We start from the raw sequence: 17,258 nt of genomic DNA on the forward strand, positions 1-17,258 counted from the left end.
GAGTCAAAGTCCGGTGCCTTACCGCTTGGCTATAGCCCAATAATAAAATGGCGGTCCCGACGGGAATCGAACCCGCGATCTCCTGCGTGACAGGCAGGCATGTTAACCGCTACACCACGGGACCATCCACAAAAACCGTCGGAAATAAAAAAAGTGACCCGTACGGGATTCGAACCCGTGTTACCGCCGTGAAAGGGCGGTGTCTTAACCGCTTGACCAACGGGCCATTGTTAGAATTTTCTGGCGGAGAAGGAGGGATTTGAACCCTCGCGCCGCTTACGCGACCTACACCCTTAGCAGGGGCGCCTCTTCAGCCACTTGAGTACTTCCCCAAATATGGCTCCGCAGGCAGGATTCGAACCTGCGACCGTTCGGTTAACAGCCGAATGCTCTACCACTGAGCTACTGCGGAATAATAATAAACTTGATCGATAAAACAGTTAACATCTTATCGACTCTTCATATTATAAGGACACGGACTATAAAAGTCAAGCATGTTTTTATAAGTATTTATTAGCCGTTAATCCTGTATTGACCTGCGGCAATTATTAAATATAAAGCGTACCTATTCTCATGTCAATTCTTTTTTAAATACTAATTTTCCTCTGCATTTACCGCAAACGTATTTCTTCGTATCAACTTTTCTTTTTCTCTGAAAAGTTTGGCCGCATTCTTTGCACATATATACAAGAATCTTAGCAGATCTATTTGTTTTGGGACGATCAGGCAAGGCTGAACAAAATCGGGGTGCTCCCACTTTCTTCATTAGCATTTTGAAGTCCTGATCACGATGTTTATATCCTTTTCCTTCTAAGTGCAAATGATAATGACATAGCTCGTGCTTAATAATTCCCTCTAATTCTTCGGCGCCAAGCTGCTCATAATACTTTTTGTTTATTTCAACATGATGCGAATTCAGCATATATCTTCCGCCAGTGGATTTTAGGCGTGAATTAAAATATGCCTGGTGGCAAAAAGGCTTGCCGAAGCTTTCTAATGATATCTTTTCAACAAGTGTCTGAAGCTCCTGGTCATTCATCGCAATGTTTTTCCTCTCTTATCGTAAACATGACAACCTATTATAGCATACATTATATATACCTTTTACAGCTCTGAACTCGCCTTCAAGCCCAGGAAGCCATTATCAGATTCCAATTAACGGGAGGTAAACCTTATGCCTGTATGGTTTCAAAATCAAATCCAGCGTGCCTTTTATGAAAAAGACCGCTATCAGATCAAACTGCTGAATCAGTGCTGGTTTTTCTATAGAAAAAAACATTGCTCATAAATTTCCGGAGACCCTGAGGTCAATTCAGTTTAAGTCCCGCCGCACATTCATGACATATGCCGGAATGTCCTTAGTCCAGTGTGACTCATTCATTCCATCCATTATAAGCATAAGCCAAATCACGCTAGAAATAATGATTTCCGGTGTGATTTGGCTTATGACTCGAATGGGCTTTGAAGCTATTAATTTCTATTAATTAGAATGGCCAAGCATTGTTAAGGCGACTCTTCCCTTGTTTTTATCAACAGAGTCAACCCAGACTGTTACCACATCACCAACAGAAACGACGTCCAGCGGGTGTTTGACAAATTGGCGGCTGAGTTTGGATATATGAACAAGGCCATCCTGTTTGACTCCAATATCGACAAAGGCCCCGAAATCTACAACATTCCGCACTGTCCCCTGCAGTTCCATTCCTTCCTGCAGGTCTTCAAGCTTTAGAACTTCTTTTTTCAAAAGAGGCTTCGGCAGCTCATCACGCGGATCCCTCTCTGGTCTCATTAATGCGTCTATAATATCTTTCAGTGTCAGTTCGCCAATTTCAAGCTCCCGGGCTGTCTGGCTGATATCTATTCCTTTAAGTGCTTCTCTTAGCGATGGTGAACCAAGGTCATTTGATTTAAAGCCAAGATTAGCAAGCAATTTATTTACTTCTGCATATGTTTCCGGGTGGATTCCAGTCCGGTCCAGAGGTTCTTTTCCATCGATAATCCTCAGGAAGCCTATTGCCTGTTCATACGTTTTGGCACCAAGGCGCGGAATTTTTTTCAATTGCTTGCGGTCCGTGAATTTTCCTTCCTCATCCCGTTTTTTGATTATATTTACGGCAACTGTTTTTGACAGGCCGGCTACATGCTGCAGCAATGAAGATGAAGCTGTGTTTACATTGACGCCTACCTGGTTTACCGCAGTCTCTACAACAAAAGAAAGGGATTCTGACAGCTTTTTCTGGGATACGTCATGCTGATATTGGCCAACCCCAACTGACTTTGGATCAATCTTAACCAATTCTGCAAGAGGATCCTGGAGGCGTCGGGCGATTGATACAGCACTTCTTTCTTCCACCTGAAAATCAGGAAACTCTTCTCTGGCAAGATCCGAGGCAGAGTAGACGCTCGCCCCCGCTTCATTGACAATCAGGTAGAATATTTCCTCTTTCATGTCCTTTAATATATCTGCGATGAACTGTTCGGTTTCCCTTGAAGCGGTCCCATTGCCGACGGCAACCATTTTTACTTTGTAGGTTTTTAGAATTTGGATTACTTTCTCTCGAGCCTGATTCGTTTTGGAAACAGGCGGATGCGGATATATGACTCCGATATCAAGGACTTTTCCTGTTTCATCTACAACAGCCAGCTTGCAGCCTGTTCTGTAGGCAGGGTCTACCCCAAGCACGATCTTTCCCTTTAACGGGGGCTGAAGCAGCAGTTTTCTTAGATTTTCAGAAAAAATCATAATTGCCTGTTCTTCTGCTTTTTCAGTCAGCTCATTGCGTATTTCGCGTTCAATCGATGGCATGATCAGACGCTTGTAGCCATCATCAATGGCTTCCTTTACAATCGTGCATGCAGGAGAACGTTCATCCTTTACCCACTTTTTATATAAGTACTTTAAAATAAATTCGGTATTTGGCTTAATGTTAATCTTTAATACTTCCTCTTTTTCACCGCGGTTTAATGCAAGTGTGCGGTGCGGAACAATCTTGTTCACTGGTTCCTCATACTCGTAATACATTTCATAAACGCCTTTTTCGTCATTCTCTTTATTTCTCACAGAGGACTCAATGGTCCCCTTTTTGGCTGTTTCCATACGGATCCATTTTCTGCTCTCCGCTTCATCTGATACCCACTCTGCGATAATATCTTTTGCGCCAGCGATTGCTTCTTCCGGTGTGGTTACTTCCTTTTCATCAGATAAGAATTCTTTGGCTTTGGCAGCAGGGGCTTCATTTAGCGAAAAGGTGAGAAGCCACTCAGCAAATGGCTCCAGCCCTTTTTCTTTTGCAGCAGTTGCTTTTGTTCGGCGCTTTTGCTTATATGGCCGGTATAAGTCCTCTACTTCCTGCAGCTTCACCGCTTTGTCAATTTTGGCTTTTAGCTCTTCGGTCAATTTGCCTTGTTCTTCAATTAAGCGGACTACCTCTTCTTTACGCTGATTAAGGTTTTGTATGTATTGCCAGCGCTCCATGATATCGCGGATTTGAACTTCATCCAATGCGCCTGTCTGTTCCTTTCTGTATCGGGCAATAAATGGAACTGTGTTTCCTTCTTCCAGTAAGCTGATTGTGTTTTTTACTTGTTTGATGGCTATCGATAGTTCCCCAGCGATTAAATTTAGTATTTGATCTTGTCTATCCAATGTCTTTTCCAAGTTCATTCCTCCATCATAGAGTCTCAATATTCATTTTATCAAAAGAACAAACAAAAAGCTTACCCTGTCTAGAGTAAGCTTCCAAGTATGAAAGTAGCATCATCTGAAGTAGATGGATACTGCTTCTTTATATCTTCCGAGATAAGATCAATAGGGAGAAATGCTTTCAGCAAAGATTTAACCCCATGGATATTAAAGCCATCTGAGTATATCAAAAATTTAGACTCCGCTTCATACGTAAACCGCTGGGTATGAAACACCTGCGGCCTTCCTGACAGATATCCTGTTACAGGCAGGGGATAAGTGAGTTTTCCTGCAGATGAATAAAGGAAAAATCGAATATTCCCTACACAGCTGTATACAAATTCCCTGGAAGCAAAATGCACTTTAAACAGCGCGACTGCGGCTCCTCTTTTTTGCAAAAGAATTTCGTTGCAGAGCTTCATAAGCGTATCTACATCTTTCTCATGATGCTGCTCTACAACGGAAACAACAGCAGAAGAAGCCTCATACGCATATTCCCCGCTTCCAAGGCCATCTGCCAGTACACATACAAAGTATTCATCCGTTGCGGTAAAATAATATCCATCACCGCAGAAAGACTTGCCTTCTTTAGCTGTCTGGTGTGCAATCACTTCGATGTTATCTCTAACCAATTTGGTCATGAAAGGCACTCCGAGTTATTTGTTTCAGAGTGGATCGCTTCCTGAAGCTTTTTGATTGCACGGCGCTGAAGTCGTGAAACATGCATCTGGGAAATCCCCAGTTTATCTCCAGCTTCCTTTTGGCTCATATTCTCAAGATATGTGTATTGTATAATTAATTTCTCTCTCTCTGACAGGACATGCAGAACTTTTTCAAGCACCAGCATTTGGTTTACTTTTTCAAAGCCCTCGTCCACATTTCCGACGATATCTAAAAGGGTGACCGTTCCGCCATCAGAATCAGCTTCGATTGAATGGTCGACAGAAAGAGCCTGATAGCTTTTCCCCATTTCCATCGCTTCTAGCACTTCTTCTTCAGAAACCCCAAGCACATCGGCTATTTCGTCTACTCTAGGCGACCTATGAAGCTCTGTTGTAAGCTCTTCAACGGTAGCTTTAATTTTCGGACCCAATTCCTTTATGCGGCGCGGAACATGAACGCTCCAGGTTTTATCCCTTAAGAAGCGCTTAATTTCCCCGATAATGGTAGGCACAGCAAATGCCTCAAATGTTTTGCCGAAAGACTCATCATAGCGGCGGATAGCACCCAATAAGCCGATAATGCCTACCTGAACAATATCCTCATGATAGGATCTTCCTTTTGAGTACTTGCGCGCAATGGCTTCAACTAAATTCTGATATTGAAGAACCAGGGTATTTTGAGCATCTTCATCCTGGTGAAGCTGGTAGGCTTTGATTAAAGCATTTGTTTCTTCTTTGGATTTTTGATTAGGTTGAGATTGTTTTTGCATCCCTCTCCACCTGCTCTCCTTCTAGGTATTTGGTCATAAAGACCGTAACACCCTCTTTGTGATGAATTCTTACTTCATCCATCAATGTTTCAATCAGATATAGACCCAAGCCTCCTTCACGCAGAAATTCCACAGAATCTGTCTGGTCATATGGCCCAATGCCTTGTCTGGCAGATTGGAAATCAAAGCTATTTCCGCTGTCTGCGACCATTACCTCAAGCCGGTCAGTGTATAAACCGAACCCGATGACCACTTCACCTTGCTCATTCTGTTTGTATGCGTGTTGAACTGCATTGGTGCAAGCTTCACTTGTAGCGATCTTAAGATCTTCAATTTCTTCATATGCAAATCCCATTCTGCTGGCAATCCCCGATAACGTCAGGCGGATTACCCCGACAAACTCCGGCTTGGCCGGAATTTTCACCTCTATATAATCAAATGGCTCGTTCATTGTACTCCACCTTCAATCCCGCTGTTAATATCGATAATATCCGCCAGGCCTGTAATTTCGAAAAGTCTCTTTAAACGGTCCGATAAGCCAACAATCTGGAATTTGCCGTTATTGGCACGGACATTTTTAAATACACCAACAAATACGCCTAAGCCGGTACTATCCATATAAGAGACTTCAGATAGGTTGACCACCATTTCTACGCCTTCCTTTTCTGTTAAAGGAAAAAGCTCTTCACGGAGTTTAGGTGCTGTATACGCATCAATTTCTCCGCTTACCATTGCTTCAATTAGCATATCATTTTCTTTTACATCTATAGTAATATTCATAACTGACCCACCTCTTTACATGTCAACTGCTTTTTACTAGTTACCCGCTTTTAAAACTCATTAAACATTTCTTTTTAAAATAATTAAGGTAAAATCATCCCGCAATTGAAAATGCTGAAGTTTTTCAAGTTCTTTATATACGCTATTTACTATTTCCTGTGCATTTAAATGAATATATTTCTTGATTAATTCCAGCAATGATTCCTTTTCGATAAACCCTTCTTCTGTACGGCATTCAGTAACCCCGTCTGACATTAATATGATCATATCTCCGGGATTTACTCCTTTTTCGTACTGGCGGTATTTAGTTTTTTTATCAATACCGAGAAGGAGCCCCTTCGCAGTCAGCTCGGTGAATTGCTCAGTCCCGGCATTATAAAACAGTCCCGGCTCATGTCCTGCAGAACCATATGAAAACATATGGCTGTTTGTATCATATATTCCATAAAACATGGTAATGAACATCGTTAAATCTACGTTCTGTTCTACTACCCGATTAAGATTTTCAAGGACCGTTTTAGGGTCGTTGCGATTTTCAGGCACGCTGTCCATAGCATATTTAATCATGGACATACAAAGGGCTGCCGGAAGCCCTTTGCCGATTACATCAGCAATAGCGATGCTGATTGTGCTGTTTTCATCCTGAACAAAGTGGAAATAATCACCGTTCATATGCTTGGCAGGAACACTTATTGCGCCAATATCCAAGCCTTCAACAGAAGGAACCTGCGTCCCCAGCAGGGTTTGCTGAACGTTCGCAGCTATTTCCATTTCTGTCCTGAGTTCCTGCTGAATATGTTTTAAACTCTGATGTTCTCTATAGGCAAAACCATAGCCTATCATGACTTCCAGAAGGATATCAAAAGAATGGTGAACATATTCAGGCAAGTCCGGATAAAGTTCACCCATCAGACTTTTATGAACGCTGATAATCTCTTCAGGTGAGATTTTGTGCTCGATCGACTTCCTGCTGAACTTCTGGCCCTGATACAAGGCCTGTTCAGATTGTTCCTTAATATAATTCTCAAGAATATCCCGATACTTTGATTCCATCATTTCTCGGAAATCCATAACGCTTCCCCCTAACGAAGCCACTTAGTTGCTTTTATATCTGTACCGGTCCCGGGATTGGAGTCAATTAAGAACTCATCCATTAACCGCTTCACACCTGGCAGGCCGGCTCCTAATCCCCCTGATGTCGAATATCCATCTTCCATTACTTGGCGTAAATCATTGATTCCAGGGCCGCTGTCTACCGCAACTATACGCAATCCCGCTTTTCCGCCGTCGTATATTTTCTCAATACAGATTTGCCCTTGTCCGGCGTATAAGTAAATATTCCGGGCAAGCTCACTAATGGCTGTAGTGATTCTAGCCTGGTCAACTGTACCAAAACCAAGCTCTTTAGCAACATTCCGCCCAAGCTGGCGGGCTGCAACGATGTCCCATTCGTTTATGATTTTAACGCAGGATTGGTTTTCCATACAGTTACTCCCCCAATTCCTGTTGTAATTTCTCCAAACCTTTTTCTAGATCTAATGCAGTAAGGACATCATCTAACCCAATACCTAACTCAATAAGCGTAATTGCTACGGCAGGCTGTATCCCGGTTATGACTACTTTTGCACCCATCAGTTTGGACATATTTATTACGTCGCCTAGAACTTTAGCGATGAATGAATCAATAAAGTCAATGGATGTTAAATCGATCACGACTCCATTTGCGCTCGTCTCATGGATTTTATGGAGCAGATCCTCCTGAAACTGCAGAGCAGTCTGATCATCTAATTCCCACTGGATGGAGACTAATAGGCAATCGTTCAGCTTTAAAATTGGGATTCTCACTCTCATTCCACTCCCTCCACATTCACAATTTTGCGGCTGGTTAACTCAAGAGCCGCTTCTACTCCCTTTTTCAAGGTATTCTTTGTGGTGAACTGATTTAAATCAATTCCCAGGTTTACAATGGTCTGGGCAATCTCTGGGCGTATGCCTACGAGCATGCATTTCGCACCGACAAGTCTTACTGCATCTGCTGCCTGTATAATATGATGGGCTACCATCGTATCAACAACCGGCACACCCGTTATATCTATTAGGACCACTTCTGAACGGTGTTTAACCACTCCAGTTAAGAGGTTCTCCATAATCTGCTTCGCACGCTCGGTATCAATTGTACCTACAAGCGGCATGACCGTAATACCTTCAAATACAGGGATCAGCGGCGCAGATAGTTCCTGAAGGGCAATTTTTTGCAGGGACACTGTTCTTTCCCAAGTTGCCGAATACATATTTACCACTTCATTAACCATGGGAGTCATCCAGCCATCGAACTCGTAAATAACTTTCATCTGGTTTTCCTGGGTGACAATTCCGGCTTCCTGCATACCCTCAAATACAATCTTTCCGAATGTTTGAAGCCCTTTTGTCACAAAACTGAGCGGCCAGCCCAATCGCACAATTTTCTCAGAGAAATCACTCAATTTTGAAGTGAATTCCTCATTAGAGCTTTTTATATTTGAAATAATCAGGTCAATGAATTCCCGGCTTGTCCCGATAAATACCTGATCGGATACTACCTTTGTAACCCTTTCATCCGCATTTTCCTTTGTAGCCTCCAGCCAATGATTAAAAATAGAATCTTTATTATTTTGTATAAAATTCAATATTGTCGAATTCATTTGTTCCTCCCTATTTTATCATATATCTATTATTAGCCTTCCAATTCCCCTTTATTGTAAAGAAGCAAAAAAATCTTCCTGTTTCGTATATACCAATTAAATGATAACAATGAATGCCAGTCAAATGATACCTATAAGGTCTGCAATTAATAATTCCCATCTTTAGGTTAATTCGACAATTTCTTATGAAAACCCTTTTTCCAGTGGACTGATTTCCCATCAAACAGGAAGTTACCCCCAGCTGGAAACGGGTAAATTTACAAAACCAGACAATTTTATATATTAAATGACTTTCTTTTTTACCCTATTGAAAAAAAAGTAAACCTTTTTCGGCTGCAAAAAAAAATAAAAAACGCCCTTCAAAAGAGCGTTTGTTAAAATTCGATGAGGCCTAAGCTGATTTGCACGGCTTCATCCACTTTTTCCATCATTTCGTCATCGAGATGGGTTATTTTATCGGTTAAGCGTTGTTTATCAATTGTACGAATCTGTTCTAATAAGATGACCGAATCCCTTTCAAAACCATAACGCTTCGCATCAATTTCAACGTGAGTAGGCAGCTTTGCTTTTTGAATCTGAGCTGTGATTGCTGCAACAATTACTGTGGGACTAAACCGATTCCCGATGTCGTTTTGGATGACAAGCACTGGACGGACGCCGCCTTGTTCTGAACCAACAACTGGGGATAGGTCTGCAAAATAAACGTCACCACGTTTGACAATCAAAGGATTATCCTCCGCTAACTAGACGTTCAACTGTGTGTTCTGCCTCGTATTCCGCTTGAAATGCTTCAGATGCAATCGTCAAATTTATTTTCGCCATCTCCATGTAGCCTCGCCTCATGGACTCGCGAATTTGTCTCTTTTTGCGTTCTCGCAAATACATTTTGGTTGCTTGATAAATGAATTCACTCCGGTTAACGTTTTCCTGTTTAGCAAATCCGTCTAACTCGGTTAAAAGATGCTGCGGTAATTTCACCATTATCTCTGTTGTTGTGCTGGACTCAGACACAAACATACACCTCCACCATCACTACACACCATTTTTATATCTACCATTTTCAATATTACCATTAATAAAGCCCAATGCAAAGGGGATTTCTTAATTCTTCTGTATTATCGGCCAAAAAAATAGTATTTTATGCATGATTTCAGAAAAGCGGAAGCGCCTTCGGAACAATCCAAAACCGATTGTTCCTGCGAAGAATCATTCAAGGATGCCTTTCCTGTGTGCTCACCCCCGACAAGCACAAGACGAGTCCTGCAAGAAGGTGTTCTTTCCTTCTGGAAGGGATTGGCTTATGTCTCGAGTCCCAAGGAGCCGTAACTAGACAAGCTTGTGACCTCGAGGGGATAGGCGCTGAAGCTAGACAGTTAACTAACTTCAAAATTTATGATTTTTATCTTTTCAGAAAGCCGCCGCGCTTATAACATCCCTTTCTTCGGGCGGAAGCGCTTCTTAACAACAATTAATTTTTTTCAATTATAGCAGATAATTTATTCCCCCGATAATTTTACCATCTCTTTTATATATGCGCGGAACCCGGGAAGATACCATACAAGTAACTTCATAGTTGATGGTTTCAAGCTTTTCTGCGATTTCGTCAACCTGAATTTTTTCTTTCCCCTGCTCGCCGATCAGGGTTACCTTTGTTCCGACAGGCATTTCTTGAGGTATTTTAATCATACATTGATCCATGCATATCCTTCCAACAATTGGAACCCTCAATCCTTCAGAAAGTACCTCCTGTCCCTGAAGTTTTCGGATCCAGCCATCCGCATAGCCAATCGGCAATGTCGCAATCCATTCCTCTTCTTGTGCTTCATAAGTCGCACCATAACTGACTTTCTCTCCTTTATGAAGCTTTTTCACATGAACAATAGTGGTGTGAAGAGAAAAAGCCTCTTTCAGCTCGAATGGAAGTACAGACTTTATTTCCATGGATGGAGCCAGTCCATACATGCTGATCCCCATTCTGACAGCATTCAAATGCGCTTTTGGAAACCTGAGGCCAGCAGCACTGTTGCTGGTGTGGACATACTTCGGCAATACCTCGAGCCAGCCGATCATTTCTTCAAACCTGCTCAGCTGCGTTTCAAAATAGGCATTGTCCAATGAATCCGCGGTGGCGAAATGCGTAAATACCCCTTCAAGCAGAAAACGCTTGTCCTTTTTGATAACGCTCTCAATTCCCGCAAGCTCATCCCGGCTCCGAATCCCCAGGCGGCCCATTCCGGTATCAAGCTTTATATGAATATTCAGGGTTTCATCTTCTACATATACAGCTGCCTGTGACAGCCACTCCTGCTGAAAAACAGTGAGGGAGATTTTATTTGCTGCTGCCTCGCCTGCATGTTCCGGACGGCTCGCTCCCATAACTAAAATCGGCGCTTCAATTTTTTTCTTTCTCAATGCCATTGCCTCATCCAGAGTCGCAACCGCCAGGGAGGATGCGCCGGCTTCCAGTGCCGCCTTCGCTACAGCTGCATCTCCATGCCCATACCCATTTGCCTTAACAACCGCAATGATTTTTGTCCCTTCTTTTACATGTCTTTTCATTGACTCTACATTATATGAAATATGGTCCAGATTTATCTCTGCCCAAGTGTCACGATACATTTTTATCTGTTCATTCATCGATGTATTCACGTCCTTTAGCCATTGCTTTATACATGTCGATTATCAAACTCGGCAGATGGTTTGTCAAATGGATATTTTTTTGAACCTGGATTTACTTGAATGAGAAGGTTAAATCTGTGGTGGTGGATCCGGAAGCCCGGGCTTTCTTTGGACTCGGAATGCGTAAATTTGATGCGCTGGGTCTAAACCTTGGCTTACTTCGGACTCAGAAGGTGAAAATCTGTGGTGCTGAGTTCGAACCTTGGCCTACTTCGGACTCAGAATCCGTAAACCTGTGGACCCTGAGTCCAAACCTGAACCTTCTTCAGACTCAAAATGCCTAAATCCCACGCGCTGTGTCCGAACCCCGAACAAACTCAGACTCAGAATGCCAAATCCCATGCCCAGTGTCCGACCCCGTTCATCTTTCCACTCCAACACAAAAAACAGGCCCCATATGAGACCTGCTTTAGTCAATGATTTATTTCACCATTTCTCCTTGTACCGAGCGGGCAATATCGGACATTTCTTCAGGTGATAGATCGTTAGATGCGATCATATAATCCACGCCCTGGTAGGTCCAGGAGATGGTGTTGTCAGAAAGTGCACCAATGTTGAAGCCAAGGTCAACCGGTTCGCCTTTAACAGATGTAACGACGGATGATGTCGGCATGACAGCAGCCTTTTCCTGTACAAGCGTGAATGACTTTTCTCCATCATATGTCAATACAACGCGCTTGCGGTCTTCTGTTTTCATTTCCTGTTCATCAACCAGCTTTACATCTGCCATATCCATCTGCGGATATTTAACTGTGAATTCCTGATCCTCCACCTCTGCCATGACCGGCACTTCGAGCTGGGCGCCTGTCATATTCTTCTGCATGTCAAAGTCTTTCTTATCGAAGCTTGTATTGAACTTTACATTTGAAAATTCTACTGTTACAAGTGCATTTTTATCAGGATCCATAACCTTCACACTGACTGGGGATAAATCGGACTTCTTCAGTTTGATTTCCTGTACAGGAAGCATCTGATTATTTTGATAGCGTGTTTTTGTTTCAAACACATAATGCTCTTTTGTAGCGGAGAACTTAGCTTCTTTATCTTCCATAATGTCCTTGATTAATGATTCATATAAATAAGCCTGGCTGCTGTTCTGCGGCCAATCACTCTGGAAGCGGAAGCTTTTGTTCAGCGCAGGAGTGAGGACAAATACACCGTCATTGTTTCGCAGAATCATCTGGCTTTGTTCCTTTTGGGCGTTTTTTAAGTTTACCCGGTAAAAGTCCGGATCTTTATGCCACACTTCTATTTCATATGTCTGCGGGTCCGTTCCCATCTGCAGAGTCATTTTTGCCTCTGCCTTGTATCCCTTAACGTCTTCGAGCTTTTTATCAAGATCCTTTACAACATCCTCCTGTGTTTTAGAACCACAGGCAGACAATGCAAGAACAACCAAAAGCCCGGCAAGCAGCATGAACCACTTTTTCTTCATTCCTTCAGCCCCTTTGTCTCATTTCAGTGAGATTGGCCGAACTTCCGGCCTGTCTCTCCTATCGCATTATGAATATATGAGACAACCTTAAGGAATATGCTAGGAGGAATGACAAGCTTTTGAAATTCTTCCTGCAGTAAAAAGTCATTCTTTTTCTATAACCACCTGAGCCACAGCATACTCCCTGCTATGGGAAATCGACAAATGAATCCCATCTGTAAATGGCTTCGAAATAAACGGCTTACCCTTTTCATCCTTTTCAATTTCAATATCCTGAAAGGAAAGTTCTTCGCCAATTCCGGTTCCCCATGCCTTTGAAAAAGCTTCTTTCGCCGCAAATCTTCCGGCAAGAAACTCTGCGCGCCTTCTTTCCGGCAATTGCTGATAGCCATTCAGCTCTTTTGGCGTCAAAATCCGTTCAGGAAACCGCTCCTGTCTGGCAATAATTTTTCGTATCCGCTCCAGATCTGCAATATCAATCCCAATACCGGAAATCATCTCTCATCTTCCTTCTATTTATAATATTCGCTGCATAAAGAATACAGTAGAAGCAGGTTTATGTACACAAGATCCGCTGAATAAGTGTTATGGCATGCTGAGAAGCCGCTTTTCAGTCTATGATGTAGATATACGTTCAAACTATTTAAGCACGGAGGAGAGCCATGTTTACGAGAACGGAAAGCTTAAAGGAATTTATCCGCTACTACCCTGTTGTTTCTGCTATCATTTGTATCCATATTATCATCTATCTATTAACAGTCATTCCCCTTTTCCCAAATTCACTTATTTTTGAGAAGCTGGCTGGTGTCAATTTATATATTGTGGAGGGTGAATACTGGCGGCTGCTGAGCCCAATCATACTGCACAGCGGCTTCTCCCATGTTTTATTTAACAGCTTTTCACTCGTTTTATTCGGTCCTGTTCTGGAAAGGCTCATCGGGAAAACCAGATTCATTCTGCTTTATATCACCGCGGGGGCAGCCGCCAACATTGCTACACTAATCCTTGAACCATTAACGTATATTCACGCGGGAGCCAGCGGTGCGATCTTTGGCCTGTTCGGCTACTTTGCGGCAATCCTCGTCTTTCGAAAAGAACTTTTATCCAGGGAAAACTCACAAATCATCCTGACCATCACGATCATCGGGGTAATTATGACCTTCCTTCAGCCAAACATCAATGTGACGGCACATATATTCGGCCTGATTGCAGGCTTCCTTATTGGTGCAGCCTCTCTGGCCAAAGGCCGTACATCATCTTCATCCGGCAGCATAAGGTCAGGCGGACTTTCCGGCATCAGGCCTTCTTTAAAAGGAGTGCCTGCATCAAGGCTTGCTGTTTGGGGAGTCATCGTTATTTTAGCCATAGTGGGGTTTTTAACCAGATAATGGCGTCCACGGCTGGACAGTTAAACAAAAAAAGCGCTCACTGGCGCTTTTCTTTTTGCTTCAATCCGGTATAAGAATACCATTTATAAATAGCATAAACTTCTTTCCTGTCGAGATCCCGAACGGTTCCGCCTGTCCCGCCTGCCCCGGACATAGCTGCAGCTTCTATGGTAGCCAGACTGCGTTTTTTCTGAAAATAGCTTTCTTTCATGGAGAGGGACTGGATTCGATTTCTTCTCATAAAAACAGTTGTCCTCACTATTCCGCGATATCTGAGTGCAAGCTGCTGCGAGCTGATATCCCAGCCCGCATCCCTGTATTTGAGATGCGACCATCCCAGCGCAAGGATCAGCAGCACCAAAGAAAAGTATCCCCACGGCCTGAAAAAGAGGAGCGGCACAGCCACAAAAGGCAGTATCCACAGAAACCCTCTCCACAAATAGCGGTTGAGCGCTCTTTTCGGAGCTTTAAAGAAACCCGGCTGCAATTCATACTGTGGCAAGTGTGGTTTTAACAAACCGGCAATCCTAGTTTTTTTCACGATCGGCAGGATCATAAGGCGGGCGCTTTCATTGTCTTCAAGGGAACCCCCGGCACTTTCGATATAGACAGTTGCCAGGCCAAATGGCTGCCTAAGCAGGTTTTCCCTTATCTGAATAGCCTGTATGCGGTTCAGCGGGATCGTCATCTGCCGCTTTTCGAGCAAGCCTCTGGTGACAATCAATTCCTTCTCATTTTTTATTAAAGTAAAACCGGCGTATTTCAGCATGCTCCCAATAAGAGCGATCAGCCATGCCATTAGAAAAACGATGAATACCAGTACACTCACAAAGATCATCCCATTGGCAATAAACCCTTCGAGCCCGGCAAACACCTTTTCATAGGGAATGATTTCTTCAAATTGAAAAACAAAAGCAAAGACAGCTGAAATAACGACGCCTGCCCCGCCTGAAGTTGATGCCAGAAGGAACAGTTCGCCAGGCGTAATTTTATAAATCACTTCCCGGTTCTGCACGGCTGTTTCCATTTCTGAAGGATTATTTTTGGCAGCTGAAAATGCCTGCTGAATGAAATCGGCATCTTCTTTAGAAATAGCCGTCAATACCGCTTCTGCCTCACCCGCACCGCTTGAGCCCGCTGTCTCAACCTTCATTTTCACAAGTCCCAAGGGTCTTTGCAGCAAGCCTTCCGATAAGTCGAGACTTTGGATTCTTTCAAGCGGAATATATCTTTTCTTCCTTACAAGAACACCATACTCGATTCGAAGCTCGCCTTCCTCCAGTCTATAGGTATATCTCCACCAGGTAAGGATCCCGATTAACAAAACCGAGATTATGACCCCTATAGATAGGACAAGCTGAACAGTTTCCCCATTTCCTCCTCTGCTTCCAAAGACAACAAAAATAAGAAAAGGCACCAGCATTTCCTTAAGGTGTTTCAGGAAATTGACTGCCGCAGATATTGGGTGCAGCCGTTTCGGATTAGACATCATTTTCTGCAGCCCTTGCCAGCAGAGAAATGAAAAAGCGCAATTCCTCAGCTTCATCCACATCCAATGCCGGTATTTCATGAATCGTCGCAGCTGTCGAGATGGTGACGGTAGCCAGGCGATATTTACGCAATATCGGCCCTTGTCTGGTATCTACATGCTGCACCCGAATCATGGGAATAAGCGTCCTTTTTATCACAAATAGCCCATATTTAAGCTCTATTTCATTTTCCCGGACCTCATACCTCCATCTTTTCCACCTTAAAGCTGGGAAAGTCATAATGACCAGGTAAGCATAGGCGGAATAAAACATTAGAGAAGCTCCAATAATCCAAATAGGCCAATTTAACAGGATGGCAGCAGCAATAGCGCCCCCTGACAACACAAAAGGAAAAACAGAGTGGAGCGTGCCGGAGATTCTCCAGGCAAGCAGCCCCCTTGCCGGGATCCTTTTATGCGGCTCTGTAATCATGCAGTACCCCCCGCAATTCCATAAAATTAATAGCTGTTCAAAAACACCAAACTTTTTAGTGCTTTAAATCCGCTCTTTCACTTCTATAAGTATACATGACAAAAAAAAGAAGTGTCTCCCTTTTATGAAAAAAATGGGGGGTGCCAGTTATATTTTAAAGCTGGATGAATCAATAAAAGTCAGATTAGGGTTCATTTTCAAATCTTCAGCAAGCTTAAACAGGGCGCTGTCCTTCATCTTCGCTTCAATCATGCAATGAATCTCAGGCACTGACCCCTTAATGTTCTGCAGAAACTCCATGAACATATCAGCATCAATATAATCCGCATGCGCTCTGAAGTCTTTGTCTGATTTTGGGCTGGAAATATGCATTTTCACAGGCAGTTCAGAATGGTCCCATGTTGCTGCGACCCTTTCCCATTGCCCTATCCAGTCATCATTCTTGAAGTTGGCAAGGTGGTGATGGTAATCAAATACAAGCGGTATCCCAAGCTTTTCACAAAGGTAGAGCGTATCATCAAGTGTAAAGGTAGTATCGTCATTCTCGAGTATAATCATCTGCTGGATTCCGGAAGGCGTAAAGCCCCAATTATGGATAAATTGTTCGAGCGCTTTTTCTTTATCATCATATCCTCCGCCCACATGCAGGACACAGCGGTGAGCAGGATTCAGACGCATGCCTTTCAGCAGGGCTTCATGCATAGCCAGCGTTTTGATGGACATATTCAATGTGTCAACTTTCGGTGTATTAAGGAGCACAAAATGGTCAGGGTGAAAATCCACACGCATGGGATGTTCATCCAAAAAGTCGCCGATGCCGGACAGAATTTCTTTGAGTGGACGCATATACTTCCAATCAGAAAGTTCCTCATGATTAGCAAGCGGAATCAGTCGTGAGCTGAAGCGGAAAAAATGGATATCATGGGCTGTATTGTGCTTTAGCAGCCTCAGGCAATTCTCCAAATTTGAAACGGCAATTCGCTCCAGTCTTGCTATAGCCGCCTCCCGGTCTTTAAGACTTGAGAATTGTTTGAACGTCATCGTTTGCGATGGCGATGCATTTTTCAGATTCATACTCATCGCCACATACCCAAGGCGTACAATCGTCATGTCGATCACTCCCGTTCAGCATTTCTCTTAGTATGTACGGCGGCCGCAGAGAAATTGCATGTGTGGACGGCTCTTCAAATGCAGACCAAAAAAAGAGAGCAGAATTTCTG

The 17,258-nt window shown here is 43.2% G+C and carries 20 protein-coding genes and 5 tRNA genes (1 of these 25 running past the window's edge); 2 read left to right on the forward strand and 23 right to left on the reverse strand.

The annotated features are described in order from the left end of the window. The 6 genes from NYE23_RS19770 to NYE23_RS19795 all read right to left on the reverse strand — a co-directional run. Positions 1-39, reverse strand: a tRNA-Gln gene (locus NYE23_RS19770); it reaches 36 nt to the left of the window's first position. Between the two features lie 9 nt (positions 40-48). Further along, positions 49-124 (reverse strand) — tRNA-Asp (locus NYE23_RS19775). Positions 125-154: 30 nt separating this feature from the next. Then, positions 155-226, reverse strand: a tRNA-Glu gene (locus NYE23_RS19780). 15 nt (positions 227-241) lie between these two features. Beyond that, positions 242-332: transfer RNA gene (locus NYE23_RS19785), tRNA-Ser, on the reverse strand. A 5-nt stretch (positions 333-337) separates the two neighbouring features. Continuing rightward, positions 338-412 (reverse strand) — tRNA-Asn (locus NYE23_RS19790). Positions 413-571: 159 nt separating this feature from the next. Beyond that, positions 572-1,039, reverse strand: a complete 468-nt coding sequence (locus NYE23_RS19795) for a SprT family protein (RefSeq protein ID WP_341080196.1) — start codon at positions 1,037-1,039, stop codon at positions 572-574. 135 nt (positions 1,040-1,174) lie between these two features. Here NYE23_RS19795 and cmpA point away from each other — a divergent pair, with 135 nt between their 5' ends. Further along, on the forward strand, positions 1,175-1,288 hold the full coding sequence (gene cmpA / locus NYE23_RS19800) for a cortex morphogenetic protein CmpA (RefSeq protein ID WP_009336300.1): 114 nt from the start codon (positions 1,175-1,177) through the stop codon (positions 1,286-1,288). Positions 1,289-1,480: 192 nt separating this feature from the next. Here cmpA and NYE23_RS19805 read toward each other — a convergent pair whose 3' ends face one another. The 14 genes from NYE23_RS19805 to acpS form a co-directional block, all read right to left on the reverse strand. After that, a complete protein-coding gene (locus NYE23_RS19805; RefSeq protein WP_341080198.1) occupies positions 1,481-3,658 on the reverse strand; it encodes a Tex family protein in 2,178 nt (725 codons plus the stop codon). A 68-nt stretch (positions 3,659-3,726) separates the two neighbouring features. Next, the gene (locus NYE23_RS19810; protein WP_035331803.1) at positions 3,727-4,323 is read right to left on the reverse strand and encodes a PP2C family serine/threonine-protein phosphatase; all 597 of its coding nucleotides are present in this window, start codon (positions 4,321-4,323) and stop codon (positions 3,727-3,729) included. Then, the gene (gene sigB, locus NYE23_RS19815) at positions 4,320-5,114 is read right to left on the reverse strand and encodes an RNA polymerase sigma factor SigB (RefSeq protein ID WP_159870744.1); all 795 of its coding nucleotides are present in this window, start codon (positions 5,112-5,114) and stop codon (positions 4,320-4,322) included. The genes NYE23_RS19810 and sigB overlap by 4 nt, the downstream gene beginning before the upstream one ends. Next, entirely contained in the window at positions 5,092-5,565 is a 474-nt protein-coding gene (gene rsbW / locus NYE23_RS19820; RefSeq protein ID WP_076263021.1) for an anti-sigma B factor RsbW, read from the reverse strand. The genes sigB and rsbW overlap by 23 nt, the downstream gene beginning before the upstream one ends. Continuing rightward, entirely contained in the window at positions 5,562-5,894 is a 333-nt protein-coding gene (locus tag NYE23_RS19825) for an anti-sigma factor antagonist (RefSeq protein WP_009336305.1), read from the reverse strand. Before NYE23_RS19825 ends, rsbW begins: the two co-directional genes overlap by 4 nt. Positions 5,895-5,954: 60 nt before the next feature. Next, positions 5,955-6,965 carry a PP2C family protein-serine/threonine phosphatase gene (locus NYE23_RS19830; protein WP_035331809.1) on the reverse strand — a complete coding sequence of 337 codons (1,011 nt, stop codon included), beginning with the start codon at positions 6,963-6,965 and terminating at the stop codon, positions 5,955-5,957. A gap of 11 nt (positions 6,966-6,976) precedes the next feature. Continuing rightward, positions 6,977-7,378 carry an anti-sigma regulatory factor gene (locus NYE23_RS19835; RefSeq protein WP_035331811.1) on the reverse strand — a complete coding sequence of 134 codons (402 nt, stop codon included), beginning with the start codon at positions 7,376-7,378 and terminating at the stop codon, positions 6,977-6,979. A 4-nt stretch (positions 7,379-7,382) separates the two neighbouring features. Then, a complete protein-coding gene (locus tag NYE23_RS19840) occupies positions 7,383-7,745 on the reverse strand; it encodes an STAS domain-containing protein (RefSeq protein ID WP_009336309.1) in 363 nt (120 codons plus the stop codon). After that, positions 7,742-8,575 (reverse strand): RsbT co-antagonist protein RsbRA, encoded by an 834-nt coding sequence (locus tag NYE23_RS19845; protein ID WP_341080206.1) that lies wholly within the window; start codon positions 8,573-8,575, stop codon positions 7,742-7,744. The genes NYE23_RS19840 and NYE23_RS19845 overlap by 4 nt, the downstream gene beginning before the upstream one ends. A 374-nt stretch (positions 8,576-8,949) precedes the next feature. Beyond that, a complete protein-coding gene (ndoA, locus tag NYE23_RS19850) occupies positions 8,950-9,300 on the reverse strand; it encodes a type II toxin-antitoxin system endoribonuclease NdoA (protein ID WP_009336311.1) in 351 nt (116 codons plus the stop codon). Positions 9,301-9,304: 4 nt separating this feature from the next. Then, positions 9,305-9,586: a CopG family ribbon-helix-helix protein gene (locus NYE23_RS19855; RefSeq protein ID WP_035331931.1), complete on the reverse strand. Its 282-nt coding sequence runs from the start codon at positions 9,584-9,586 to the stop codon at positions 9,305-9,307. A gap of 471 nt (positions 9,587-10,057) precedes the next feature. Then, complete coding sequence (gene alr / locus NYE23_RS19860) at positions 10,058-11,212, reverse strand: alanine racemase (RefSeq protein WP_341080208.1); 1,155 nt, start codon at positions 11,210-11,212, stop codon at positions 10,058-10,060. Positions 11,213-11,675: 463 nt separating this feature from the next. Then, a complete protein-coding gene (locus tag NYE23_RS19865) occupies positions 11,676-12,689 on the reverse strand; it encodes a LolA family protein (RefSeq protein WP_341080210.1) in 1,014 nt (337 codons plus the stop codon). A 144-nt stretch (positions 12,690-12,833) separates the two neighbouring features. Further along, positions 12,834-13,187 carry a holo-ACP synthase gene (gene acpS / locus NYE23_RS19870; protein WP_341080212.1) on the reverse strand — a complete coding sequence of 118 codons (354 nt, stop codon included), beginning with the start codon at positions 13,185-13,187 and terminating at the stop codon, positions 12,834-12,836. Positions 13,188-13,351: 164 nt separating this feature from the next. Between acpS and NYE23_RS19875 the strand changes: the two genes are divergently transcribed. Continuing rightward, the gene (locus tag NYE23_RS19875) at positions 13,352-14,077 is read left to right on the forward strand and encodes a rhomboid family intramembrane serine protease (protein ID WP_341080213.1); all 726 of its coding nucleotides are present in this window, start codon (positions 13,352-13,354) and stop codon (positions 14,075-14,077) included. A gap of 37 nt (positions 14,078-14,114) precedes the next feature. Here the strand turns inward: NYE23_RS19875 and NYE23_RS19880 are convergent, their stop codons facing one another. The 3 genes from NYE23_RS19880 to uvsE all read right to left on the reverse strand — a co-directional run bounded on the left by NYE23_RS19880 (position 14,115) and on the right by uvsE (position 17,148). Further along, on the reverse strand, positions 14,115-15,569 hold the full coding sequence (locus NYE23_RS19880; protein WP_341080215.1) for a PH domain-containing protein: 1,455 nt from the start codon (positions 15,567-15,569) through the stop codon (positions 14,115-14,117). Beyond that, a complete protein-coding gene (locus NYE23_RS19885; RefSeq protein ID WP_341080218.1) occupies positions 15,559-16,038 on the reverse strand; it encodes a PH domain-containing protein in 480 nt (159 codons plus the stop codon). Before NYE23_RS19885 ends, NYE23_RS19880 begins: the two co-directional genes overlap by 11 nt. Before the next feature lie 147 nt (positions 16,039-16,185). Then, complete coding sequence (gene uvsE / locus NYE23_RS19890; protein WP_341080220.1) at positions 16,186-17,148, reverse strand: UV DNA damage repair endonuclease UvsE; 963 nt, start codon at positions 17,146-17,148, stop codon at positions 16,186-16,188. Between the last annotated feature and the right edge of the window lie 110 nt (positions 17,149-17,258).

It is taken from the genome of Cytobacillus sp. FSL H8-0458 (assembly GCF_038002165.1).
Lineage (GTDB): Bacteria > Bacillota > Bacilli > Bacillales > Cytobacillaceae > Cytobacillus.